Here is a 12,536-nt window from a genome sequence, read left to right as displayed (position 1 = left end):
AGGGGGCCTGACATGGTTGACACTTTTTTTAACACCAGCCTGAAAACCAAAATTGTCATTGTCTTCATCGTGATGATTACCCTGATTACATCGGCTCTCGGGCTGTACTCGTTCCATACCTCCAAGAAACAGATCGTTAACAAGGTCAGCACGACCAATCTGTCGGTGATCCGGCTGATCGATAATAATATTATAGAGATGCAGAAAAGCATCAAGGACTGGGTGACCGTCTTCAGCCTCTCCCCTGTTGTGCAGGACGCACTGCAGAATGAGCCGAACGGCAACGTGGATCTGGAATCACAAATCTATTCGGGGACGATGTCCGCCATTATGAATCAAATGCTGGTTACCGGAAATTTCGATTACCTGTCCCTTTACGGGCAGGAGGAGCAGCCGCTCTATCAGGTTGCCACCGATGACAGCAGCGGTCCTGGCAGCTACAGCGGGATTTTGTCCAGCGATGTCTATAAGCAGACCCTGGAATTTAACGGCGCCTCCTACTGGTATCCGCTTAACAGCACCAATAATGTTTTTATCGATGTGAACCGCAATGAGAAAATCGCCATGAGCCGGATTGTCCGCAGCACGCTGAACGGCCGGAACATCGGGCTGATCTTCGTCGGTATTAATACCGAAACGATCCGCAAGCGGTACCTGAAGGATCTGTATGACGAGTCCCATGGAATCATGATTCTTGATCAGAACGGCGTACCGTTTCTCACTGCCGGTAAGTCTTTCTACAATGAAAAGGAGCCGCTGCAGCTGCCAAAAGTCGGGAACGGTGCGGTAGACGGCTCGCGCATTATCAGCCTGAACGGGGAAGAGCTGCTGCTGACCTACACTCAGAGCAACGCCGGCTGGCAGATCCTATATGCGGTTCCGCTGGACACGCTGACCAAGGAGCTCAATTCCATCAAGCTGTTTGTTGTCATTGCTATTCTCGTGAGCCTGCTGCTGAGCATACCGCTGATGCTGGTACTGTCCAATTTCCTGACTGCGCCGATCAAGAAGCTGCTGTATTCCATGCGGCGGTTCCAGAACGGGCATTTTGACGAAAAGGTGGAGGTGCGCTACCGGGATGAAATTGGCCTGTTAAGCCGCGGCTACAATACGATGGTCGGCAATATCAAGACACTGGTGGATGAAGTGTATGTCCTGAAGCTCAAGGAGCAGGAAGCGGAGCTCAAAGCGCTGCAGTCGCAGATTAATCCGCATTTTCTCTATAACATGCTGGATACGATTTTTTGGGAGGCGGAAAGCGCCGGCCAGGACAAAATCAGCGAGATGGTTATCAACCTGTCCCGGCTGTTCCGGCTCAGTCTGAACCGCGGCAAAAGCTTCACCAGTGTAGCCAAAGAAAAAGAGCTGATCCAGCTTTACCTGTCCCTGCAGCAGATGCGCTTCCGCGACAAGCTCAGCTATTCGACCGATATTCCGGATGCCCTCGACAACTATGTGATTCTGAAGCTGAGCCTGCAGCCGTTCATTGAGAACGCTCTGGTCCATGGTATTGAGCGCAAACGTGAGGGCGGGTCAGTCAGTATAACCGGGACGATGGACGGCGGATACCTGCGATTTGTCATTGAAGACAACGGCATCGGCATGGATGAAGCAACGATTGAGAAGATTACCGAGGTTCAGGAGGAAGACGACATTCACACCGGCGTGAACACCGGCGGATATGCGGTAGCCAATGTGATTCAGCGTTTCCGCCTGTATTATAAGGATCAGTTCAACATCCGTTATTCCAGTACGCCCGGGTCAGGCACCCGTGTAGAGCTGATCATTCCTGTCACATCAGAACCCTTGGAGGAGAACCATGATTAACTTAATGATCGTCGACGATGAAGAGCGGGCCAGAACCGGGATCAGAACACTGATCGACTGGGCCAGCCATGATGTGGAGATTGTAGCCGAGGCGGGAGACGGTGTGGAAGCCCTTGAGCTGATGCACAAGCACCAGGTAGATATTCTGCTGGCTGACATCCGGATGCCGGAGATGGACGGTCTGACTCTGATTGAGCAGGTCAAGCGTGACTTCCCGCATGTGAAATCGGTCATTATGAGCGGCTATAACGATTTTCATTATGTTAAAAAAGCGATCGCACTCGGCGCATCCGACTACCTGCTGAAGCCGAGCAGACGCCAGGAGATTACCGATACCATTGTCAATGTGGTTAACGGGATTCTGGAGGAGAAGCGGCAGACTGCGCATCTGAAGCGGTTAACCGAAGGCTTCCGCGAGAGCCTGCCGCTGCTGAAGGAACGTACGCTCAGCCAGCTGGTCCTGTCTGAGGAGGTCTCCTATGACAAAATCCGGGACAGCCTGGAGCTTAACGGTATTTATTTTCCCTATGACTATTTCGCCGTCTTTGTCATGCAGCTGGACAATCTCCATACCCTGCAAAAGAGCTATACGGCGTTTGAGCTGGAGCTGCTGAAATACGGGCTCAAAAATATCAGCGAGGAAACCGTCCGCCAGCCGAATATCGGCCTGAGCTTCGAGCATCAGGATGATATCATCGCTATCCTTAACATGCCGGCTGAGCTGGGCGGTGCTGAACTGCTGGCGCTGGCCGGGGAGTTTCAGTCCAATGCCAAAAACTATCTCAAGCTAGCCGTTTCCGTCGGCATCGGTGTGACCGGCACCCAGCTGGCCAGCCTGAACATTTCTTATACTACAGCCGTAAATGCGCTGGACGATCACTACGCCCTCGGTCCCGGCAAGCTTGTGAATGCCCAGGATAGCCGGGCAGCTGAGCACGGGAGCTGGTCTTATCCTATTTTGCAGGAAAAAACGGTGCTGCTGAGTGTAATGAACGGCGACGCGGACAGCATCAGGGAGAGTCTCGCCACATTCATGTCTTCGCTCCCTTCCTCCAAGGAACAGATTGTCAGCTGCTCGCTTGCGCTTTATTTTGCCCTATATAAGCTTTATATCGAGAAAAATACCGGCGGGATGGACGATTTCGCCCTGACTCTGCAGGACAACATCCAGAGTATCTCCAAGGAAGATCCGGAAGGCATCAAAAGTGAGCTGCTTACCGCCGCCGTTAAAGTTAATGAACTGCTGAATGCCAAAAAGAACAAAAACAAGCTGTTCGAGTCCATCCTCGCCTACATTGAAGAAAATTACTATAAGGACATCAGCCGCGAGACGGTCGCAAATGAGGTGTTCATTACGCCCGGCTATCTGAGCCTGCTGTTCAAGCAGCAGATCAAAACCAATTTTCTCGACTATCTGCACAAAATCCGCATCGACCAGGCCTGCCTCCTGCTCAAGGACCGCAGCCGCAAAATCGGCGACATCGCGATGAAGGTCGGCTACAACGATGAAAAGTACTTTTTCCAGGTGTTCAAGAAATACACAGGCTTCACGCCTAACCAGTACCGTAATAATCTGGATGAGACGGGGAGCGGGTAGAAGCCTTAATAAATGCAGTTTGTGCAACTAAAAGCAGCTGAAATGAGCCGCAGCGCCGTATAACTGCATTCTGTACAACTAAAGTTGCATATATCAGCTGAAATGAGCCTATTTGCAGCATTATAGTTGCATGGAGTGCAGTTATAACGCTGCCTGGAGGAAAAACAGGTGTTTTAGTTGCACAAAGTGCAGTTAAGTGTGATGGGTACGGTGAACATAGCATGCTTGCCCCTGGCCTGCTGCACAAAGAAGACCAGCCTGATAATACGGCTGGTCTTTTGCTGCATTAGTATGCTAACTATGCTCCCGGTACTCGAAGTAATCGAAATCGGCTGTGATCTGTCTGCGGTAGGAATCCTGGCAGTTGATCCCGAGAAAGGCGCCGGTGAAATGGCCGGAGGCGGAATACTCATCCGAGCATTTCGTGCCGTCCAGCTCCGGACCAACCTGCTGCCACTGGGCTCCGTCCGGCGAGGCGGAGAAGGTCAGCATCCCCTGGCGCAGCTCGGCGCGGAGATAGATGCTCTCCCAGTCTGCGACCGGCAGCCGGGACTCTGTGAGCTCAACCTTTGTACCGTTGTCGGCATACAGAATGCCAAGACACTTACCTCCAAGGCTCTCACTATAGTAAACCCGCAGATAATAGAACATATTCTGGTCATAAAAGAGTGTAAGCCCGGCCGACTGATGATAATTCTCCGGTTCGAACTCCACACAAGTCTCTACTGTTGCATTAACAGACTGCAGCCGGCGTGCCACCAGACTTTGCTCATGCAGCGAGAATAGCGATTGCCGCCCGCGCAGCCGTAAGAATCCCGGCCGGGCCGATAGAGAGGCCCATTCCTCATCAATCGGAACGCGCAGGGAGTTCAGATGAATGTTCCACTTCCCGCTGTCAAAGTCCTCTCTGGCCGGTTCCGGTGCGAACGGATGAGGCGTTAGCTCAGGAGCGGGAGCCTCAATCAAAGCCGACTGCCCGCCGCCGATCATGCGCAGCCACCCGTCCTCCGTCCATTCACATGCCTGAATGGCCGTTTCTCTGCCCAGCATACTGCGGATTTGCGGCAGCACAGGCCGGGCACACAGATGGGCGATGTACCACTCCCCTTTCTGCGTTTCCACCAGTGAGCCATGCCCGCTTTTTTGCAGCAGGGAATCCGGGTTGTATTGGTACGGTTTCAAATAATCGTCCACATTCCGCCGGTCCAGATTGACCAGCCTGGCGGATGTAATAATCGGATTACACGGGTCGGATTCGTAAGGACCGAACAATTCGCGTGATCTGGCCATCGTAACACCGTGTCCGAAGCCGGTTCCGCCTTCAGCGGTCATAATATAGTAATAACCGTCCCGTTTATAGATATGCGGCGCCTCCATGCAGCCCATATCTGTTGCCCCGCGGAAAATACTTCGCGCTGTGCCGGTCAGCTCCTGCCGCACCGGATCATACTCCTGAATGACGATAGAGCCGGGATGCTCGTACCCTTTGCGCGTCTCCCACTCCAGGTTAACCAGCCATTTGCGACCGTCATCATCATGGAACAGTGAAGGGTCGAAGCCGGAACTGTTCAGATAAATGCGCTCCGACCAGGGGCCAAGAATGCTTTTGGACGTAACCACATAATTGTCCAGATCAAACGCGTTGCCGTTTGTGCTTCTCATAATCGTATAGATCAGGTAAAAGGTCTGCTCCTGCTGATCATAGGTCAGGCACGGTGCCCAGACACCGCCGGAAGCTTCAATCCCCTTCATGTCCAGCTGATCCGGCCGGTCCAGCGCATAGCAGAGCGTCTGCCAGTTGACCATATCCCTGGAATGATGAATCTGCACACCGGGAAACCATTCAAAAGTAGATGTCGCCATATAATAATCGTCACCAGCGCGGAGAATCGACGGATCGGGATTGAAGCCCTTCAGTACCGGATTTTGAATCTTTATGGTAGTCAATTTGCTCTCTCCTCCTCTCTATCCGCTATTCCTGCTCCAAAATAATCTGCACACCCCAAGGTGCAAGCTGAAGCTCACTATCTGCAGCAACTACGTTACCTGAGAGTAATTCTGTTCCACCTTTGACCGGACGTACTCCCGCCACCTGTTTGCCGGAGTAATTGTAATAGAATCTTACTTGTGCACCTTCACGGGCCACTGCTGATTTTACGATCAGCGGGAAAGCATACTCCTGCTGCTCTGCCCACAATCCGGCTGTCTGCAAAGTATCGCGTACGATAACTGCCAGATCGGCGGTGTCTATCATACAGCCGACATAGGTTGCTGTACCCTCACCGAAGGTATTCCGCGTGGCCGCCGCATAATGGCCCCATTCCGGATGGTCATAGGAAGCGAGCACTTCAGCGGTTCCCGGAACCAGCAGCTCCATCCAGCTGTTCACCGTACCGGTCCCGCCTTCAGGGAACAGTCCGCCTGCAAGTCCAGTCTCTGCACCCGGCGTTACGAACATGCTGTACCCGATTCCGCAGGCTTCACTAATGATGCCCGGCTGCTGCACGGTGCGCACCTTGACCTGCTCGTCGGTAAATCCGCTTTTGAAAGTATAGAGAACATGGCCGCCGCCCTGCACATACTCATTAAGTGCGAGCAGCGCTTCATCCGATACCGCGTACAGAGCAGGTACAACCACCAGGGAATACTCATGGAGATAAGGGCTGGAAGGCTGGATAAAGTCGCATTCCGCATTCATCCGGTAGAACGCATCATACAGCCAGCGCACCACATCATTATAGTTCTTGCCGTCAGGCAGCTTGAACCATTCCATCGCCGACAGCGCCTCATTGCTGATCATAAAGGCGATTTTGTTCTTTTTCACGAGTCCGGTCAGCTGCGGACTAAGCCGCTTGAAATCCGCACCGATTGTACAAGCCTCCTTATACACCGGATTTGGCAGGAAATCATGGCTGAGCAGCCCCTTCCAATACGTTTCAAAGGAATTGTGGATCGAGTGCCAATGCCAGTAGGCGACCATGTTCGCACCAGAGCCGATATGGCTGAATGCCAGCAAACGGAGCTGTCCGGGATAAGGTGTCCACTGCGGAAATGCTTGTGCCTGTGTCTCCAGCACCAGATAATTGCTCCGCTTCACGGAACGTGAAATGTCTCCGCCAAAAGCGATCTCGGCCCCGGTCAGCTCGGACTGCGACGGATGATAAATATCCACACCGGCAATATCGAACGGCTCAGCCGCTGCAAAATGATCCACCGAAGGCTGAACGCCGAAGGAATGTCCTCTCCACTCATAGTCGAAATTCTGGGTCACGAACTGCCCCGGCTGCTTGTATTCATTGACAATCGCTACCTGCCAGGCCAGAAAATCATTCACCAGCCCGCGCTGGAAGCGGGCAAACTCCGCACCCAGGCTGCCGTTGATCGTACCGGCGACTGACGGGAAGTCCTCCCAGCTGTCGATCCGGTTGCTCCAGTAGTCGAGGCCGAATTGGTAGTTGATTTTTTCCAGGGTTCCGTAGGTATTCCGCATATATTTCACAAATTTCAGCTGGACATTATCGCCCGCTGTCTCGTAATGCTTGGTTTCATTATCGGTCTGGTAACCGATGACTGCCGGATGCTTATGCACCCGCTCCAGCAGCTTTCGGATGATCCGCTCGGCATAGAACAGGTAGACCGGATGCGTGATGTCCATGATCTGCCGGGCACCGTATTTACCGCGTCCCGCCGCAGTGACCGCCAGCACATCCGGGTACTCCTTGACCATCCAGGCAGGAATGGCATAGGTCGGCGTTCCGATAATGACATGGATACCGGCCTCATGCATAGCGTCAAGTACGCGGTCCACGGATGTGAAGTCGAACACCCCGTTTTGCGGCTCATGCGTGCTCCAGGTGGATTCGGCAATCCGGACGGTATTGATTCCTGCCTCCTTCATCATGCCGATATCTTCAGCAAGCCTCTCGTGAGGCATGTATTCATCGTAATAGGCAACACCGTATAGTAACTTATCCATTTTTCCCTTCTCCTTTTGACGAAAAGTAACGTATCCTTAGCCCTTCACCGCGCCTGCAGTAACCCCTTTGGTAATCTGCTCGTTGAAGATCGCATAAATAATGATCGCCGGCACCGAAGTCAGCACCATAACCGCAAACTGTGAACCGTAATCCGAGGAATACTGGCCGGTAAAGTTCATGACCGAGAACGGCAGCGTTTTGAGCGAATCCTTGCTCAGGAATGTGGAGGCCATAATAAATTCATTCCAGCAGTTCAAGAAGGTCGTTACCACAATGGTTACCAGCGCCGGAGCCGTCAGCGGAGCAATAATCCCGAATACGATCCGGTAGATGTTCGCGCCGTCGATGACTGCCGATTCTTCCATCGCTTTAGGAATGGAGCGCAGAAAGCCGGTCAGCATAAAGGTCCCGAGCGGTACGGAGACTGCAGTATAAGGAAGAATTAGTCCAAGATAGGAATCCGTTAAGCCCAGCGATTTAAAAATAGCAAAGTTAGGCAGCAGCGTCGCATGAATCGGAATCATAATCCCGAGCAGGATCACTGTGAAGAACAGGGAACGCAGCTTCCATTGCATCCGGGTGAACGCATAACCAAGCGTCAGTGAAAGAACAACCGTCAATACAATCGTAACCGCCGTTACAAAAAAGCTGTTAAAGAAATACCGGGCAAATTTACCGTCCACCCAGGCATTAATATAGTTCTGCCATTGCGGAACATCCGGCCATTTCAGAATGCTGGAGGAATAGAACTCGCTGCTGCTTGTAAAAGAGAAGTTCACCAGCCAGATGAACGGGAACAGCTGCACCGCGGCGATGATCAGGAAGAACAGCCAGAGCATGATTTTTGTATTTTTCTTCATGGTGTTTCCCCCTTAGTATTCGGTAGCATCGCTGCGGGTCAGCTTGTTACTCAGATAAGTGAACAGCAGACACACGGCAATGAACAGGATGGATATGGCATTAGCATAGCCGTACTGGCTGGCCGAAAAAGCTTTGTTATACAAATAGACTGCGAGGAACTGGGTTGAGTCTCCGGGACCGCCGTTGGTGGTCAGGAACACCATCTCCATCTGCTTCAAGGCAGTGATCATTGCCAGTGTTATCTGAACTGTTATGACCGGCATAAGTAGCGGAACGGTGATACGCAGGTGCAGTTTAAAGCCGGAGGCCCCATCAAGCGATGCCGCTTCATACAGGTCTTCCGGGATTCCCTTGACTCCTGCATAGTAGAAGAGAAGGCCCCAGCCGAAGCCGGCCCAGATCAGAATGACCAGCATGGAGACGAGTGCAGTGCTGCTGTCGCCCAGCCACGCATGCTTCAAGGCGCCAAGCCCTACAGAATCAAGCAGTTTATTAAATACGCCGAAGGTCGGATCAAGCAGCGAGAGCCACATTTTTGAAATAACCACGACGGAGATTACACTGGGAATGAAGAAAATGGTCCGGAACCACTTCTCGGCTTTGCCGCCAATCCGGTCCAGCATAACGGCGAAGAAGATTGCAATCGGATGCTGGATGATGATAAAGCCAAGACCCAGCAGTACAGCGTTGCGTAAGGAAAGCCAAAACCGGCTGTCATGAAACAGCAGTTCGGTATAATTGCCAAGTCCGATAAAAGTCGAGTTCGTTCCAGGCGCGAGGGTATCGCGGAATGAGTAGTAACCGCTCAGAATAATCGGGGCCAGGAAGGTTAGGGCGAATAATAATATGCCGGGAAAAACAAACAGAAAGATGGCAAGCTTGTTGTTAAGCACTTTATGCATGGGCGTTTCCTCCATCCTCCGGGCGGACAAAGGGCAGGGGGTTCACTTGAGATCCCTGCCCTAATCCGTACCGTTATCTTTATAATTGTAAAAGGCGTTGTCTTACTGGGAAGCCGCCGCAGACTGCAGATCGCTCAGCAGCTGCTCTGTTGTGGAGCCGCCGGCAAAGAATTTGCCGAAGAGATTTTGGGCATCATCCTTGAATTTAGGTGTTCCGTAATCAAGGCCGAGTGAGCCTGCGGTGGAAGTCGCACCGGTCAGTACCTCGGTAAGCTCCTTTTGAAGACTGCTCTCATTACCGTTCAGCTGATAAGTCTGGGCAGGAACTGCTGCACCGATATCCCATACGGATTTGGCCCATTGGTTAGCACTCATCAGATAGTCGAAGAACTTCTTGGCTTCTTCCGGATGCTTCGAGCTGTTAACCAGGGAGTAGCCGCCGCCGTTCCAGGCCAGCAGATCTGTATCTTTGCCTTTGCCGCCTTCTACTACGGGGAACTTAAGTACAGCTACATTATCACGGAATGTCTGCGGCAGATTTTCATTAGTTGCCATTCCGGCTTCCCAAGAGCCCATGTACCACATGGCTGCCCGTTCCTGAGTGAACAGGTTCTGGGATGCGCCGTAATCGGAGGTCATGTATGATGCCTGGAACAACCCGCTGTCTCTGGCTTCACCCAGCAGCTCGGCTGCTTTCTTAAAGGTATCGTCAGTCGTGAAATCCTTCTTCTTGGCTACAGCATCCAGCATCAGGTTCTGGTCACCGCCGACCCGGATCACGAGATCCTGGAAGAAGGCACCGAAGCTCCACAGATCCTTACCGTTGATTGACATCGGCTCAATGCCTTTTGCGCGGAACTGTTTGCCTGCTTCAATCAGCTCGGCGTAAGTGGTTGGTACTTTGATGTTGTTTTCTTCAAACAGCCTTTTATTATAGTAAATTACTTCATAGTCACTGTTGCGCGGGAGGCCATAGAGCTTGTCGTTAAACGTGAAGGAGGTGTATACGCCCGGCAGGAAGCTGAATTCTTCACCTGCATACTCGGCAGGATCAAGCTCTTTTACATAACCGGCTTGTACCAGTGTATTCAGCTCGGCACCGCCGTGCACCATCGTGACATCAATCGGTTCGTTGGAGGCCATGTAGGCTTTCAGCTTGTTTTTAAATGGCTCCTCGGCCAGTGTTTCCAGCTCGATTTTGACATTCGGATTTTCTTTGGTGTAATTGTCGATGACCATCTGCTCCGCTAAGCCCTGTCCTGACTTACGGTCCGGCAGGTTGGAGAAGACGCGCAGCGTTACCTGGTCCCCGCCTGCTGCAGGTGTATTGTTTCCTTCGGATGCCGCCTGATTGCTGCTGTTATCATTGCCGCATGCGCTTAGTACAGCGGTGGCTGCAAGCGCCCCGGCCAAAAGTGCGTTTCTGCCTGAAAGTAAACCTTTGTTCATGATGAATCCCCCTCAAAGATCGTTATGTTTGGTTTGTCTGGCTTAGTGGTGGTGGTTCGTTCTTTCTGACCTCATATTATCAGAGCAGTCCCCCGGCGACAGTAGAGAAAAAGTGAGGAAGGTTGAAATTTATCGAGACCGTTCACATTTGCAGCAAAGTTATACTGTACTAAATTTTAAATCGTATTGGCGTTTTTTCTGTTATAGCTTCCCCTTTTTTCGGGCTCATTAGAACGGGGTAACATTCATACGGGCTACACATATGGCTGACAAAATGGGATTTTCCCCGCTTGGCTGGAAGTAACGACCGCCTGTGATGAAATCAAAGGCATTTATGCCTTTCATTCCGCCAGTTTCGCGCCATACGCCGGAATCAAAGGCATTTGTGCCTTTCATTTCACCAGTTTCGCGCCATACACCGGAATCAAAGGCATTTTTGCCTTTCATTTCACCATTTCCCCACCATACGCCGGAATCAAAGGCATTTTTGCCTTTCATTTCACCATTTTCCCACCATACGCCGGAATCAAAGGCATTTTTGCCTTTCATTCCGCCAGTTTCGCGCCATACGCCGGAATCAAAGGCATTTTTGCCTTTCATTCCACTAGTTTCGCGCCATACGCCGGAATCAAAGGCATTTTTGCCTTTCATTCCACTAGTTTCGCGCCATACACCGGAATCAAAGGCATTTTTGCCTTTCATTTCACCATTTCCCCACCATACGCCGGAATCAAAGGCATTTGTGCCTTTCATTTCACCATTTCCCCGCCATACGCCGGAATCAAAGGCATTTGTGCCTTTCATTTCATACTCTTCATCTTTGCTACATCCGCTTGCCACAGCATCGCCGTTCCGCTCACCCGCAACATAAAAAAAGCCAGCCGAATGTTTACAGCTGACCAATTAACATTAAAACCAAAGCCATTTTACTTTACAGAACTATATAAACGCCCGCCGCCAGCAGTTGACTCAGCAATGATTTTAATAATGCGCCAATCCATGCGAAAAGACCCGGTAGCCCTAATGGCTACCGGGTCAAGACACTAAACCTATTATCGTGCCAGCCACCGCGGTGTACGGCGGCACGAACTTGCCGCGCTGGAAGGACGGCACCGAAGCAATCTTGATGATTTTACACTAGTCATCCGTATGCCTGAGGCCCTTCCCCGCGTCATCAGGCATTCCACTTTAGGCGTTATTTCAGGTAAAATACTTCCTTCAGGTTCTTAGACACAGGGCTGTTATCCGGATTGGTCTCCATCAGCGGCTCCATGTAGACCCACCATTTCCGGCAAATCTCGGTCTCTGACATCTGATCCCACTTAGCCTCGTCCTCAATCTCCACGTAAGCAAACAGATTACCGGTTTCTTCGTCGAGGAAAATAGAATAGTTGTGGGAACCATGGTTTCTCAGCTCTTCAGCCATCTCCGGCCACAGCTCATCATGGCGGCGCTTGTATTCCTCGTAATGCTCCGGGTAAACACGCATAATGCTCGCTTTTCTAATCACTGTTCAGCACTCCAGACCTGTTTGGTTTATAAAAATACATAAATGAACTATATTGAACATTATAGTATACATATGAACTTTTTTGAAGATAAACAAACGAAAATAAACCATCGAGCAGGCAGGTTTATCATTAATTCACTGTGCTCCCCCTTCCGCCCCCCATAAGTATGTGGCTTCCAGCATCTAAGTGGATTTTCGGCACTTCATTCCATCATTTCTCACCTTTACAAATAATTAAGTGGAAAACCGCTATCTATTTTGCCACTAAACCTGCTTCAGGCGCGAAAACAGCAAAATTAAGTGTCGTTTTTCCAATTAGATTTCTCTACCCGGCGGTTTGGCCAAAATTAGATGACGTTTTTCCACTTAGTCGCGATTTAGCAGACACTCAGGCTCAGACACCCGGTTAACGC

General features: G+C 51.2%; 9 protein-coding genes. 2 read left to right on the top strand and 7 right to left on the bottom strand.

Features of this window, described 5'->3' with window-relative positions:
• The first annotated feature begins 12 nt into the window (after positions 1 to 12).
• Both NST84_RS11370 and NST84_RS11365 read left to right on the top strand, forming a co-directional pair.
• Entirely contained in the window at positions 13 to 1,827 is a 1,815-nt protein-coding gene (locus NST84_RS11370; protein WP_342565676.1) for a sensor histidine kinase, read from the top strand.
• On the top strand, positions 1,820 to 3,424 hold the full coding sequence (locus NST84_RS11365; RefSeq protein WP_342565675.1) for a response regulator: 1,605 nt from the start codon (positions 1,820 to 1,822) through the stop codon (positions 3,422 to 3,424). Before NST84_RS11370 ends, NST84_RS11365 begins: the two co-directional genes overlap by 8 nt.
• A gap of 294 nt (positions 3,425 to 3,718) precedes the next feature.
• Here NST84_RS11365 and NST84_RS11360 read toward each other — a convergent pair whose 3' ends face one another.
• The 7 genes from NST84_RS11360 to rhaM form a co-directional block, all read right to left on the bottom strand.
• Positions 3,719 to 5,371, bottom strand: coding sequence for a glycoside hydrolase family 43 protein (locus NST84_RS11360; protein ID WP_342565674.1), 1,653 nt, complete (start codon positions 5,369 to 5,371; stop codon positions 3,719 to 3,721).
• A gap of 25 nt (positions 5,372 to 5,396) precedes the next feature.
• The gene (locus tag NST84_RS11355) at positions 5,397 to 7,400 is read right to left on the bottom strand and encodes a beta-galactosidase (protein ID WP_342565673.1); all 2,004 of its coding nucleotides are present in this window, start codon (positions 7,398 to 7,400) and stop codon (positions 5,397 to 5,399) included.
• Positions 7,401 to 7,436: 36 nt separating this feature from the next.
• Positions 7,437 to 8,261 carry a carbohydrate ABC transporter permease gene (locus NST84_RS11350; protein WP_342565672.1) on the bottom strand — a complete coding sequence of 275 codons (825 nt, stop codon included), beginning with the start codon at positions 8,259 to 8,261 and terminating at the stop codon, positions 7,437 to 7,439.
• 12 nt (positions 8,262 to 8,273) lie between these two features.
• Entirely contained in the window at positions 8,274 to 9,164 is an 891-nt protein-coding gene (locus NST84_RS11345; protein ID WP_342565671.1) for a sugar ABC transporter permease, read from the bottom strand.
• A gap of 102 nt (positions 9,165 to 9,266) precedes the next feature.
• On the bottom strand, positions 9,267 to 10,613 hold the full coding sequence (locus tag NST84_RS11340) for an extracellular solute-binding protein (protein WP_342565670.1): 1,347 nt from the start codon (positions 10,611 to 10,613) through the stop codon (positions 9,267 to 9,269).
• A gap of 228 nt (positions 10,614 to 10,841) precedes the next feature.
• Positions 10,842 to 11,417, bottom strand: a complete 576-nt coding sequence (locus NST84_RS11335) for a hypothetical protein (protein ID WP_342565669.1) — start codon at positions 11,415 to 11,417, stop codon at positions 10,842 to 10,844.
• 391 nt (positions 11,418 to 11,808) lie between these two features.
• Positions 11,809 to 12,123 carry an L-rhamnose mutarotase gene (gene rhaM / locus NST84_RS11330; RefSeq protein WP_342565668.1) on the bottom strand — a complete coding sequence of 105 codons (315 nt, stop codon included), beginning with the start codon at positions 12,121 to 12,123 and terminating at the stop codon, positions 11,809 to 11,811.
• Positions 12,124 to 12,536 lie beyond the last annotated feature (413 nt).

Source organism: Paenibacillus sp. FSL R7-0345 (assembly GCF_038595055.1).
Classification (GTDB): domain Bacteria; phylum Bacillota; class Bacilli; order Paenibacillales; family Paenibacillaceae; genus Paenibacillus_AQ.
Note: the sequence above shows the minus strand (reverse complement) of the source record. Positions and strands in the feature narration are given on the sequence as shown.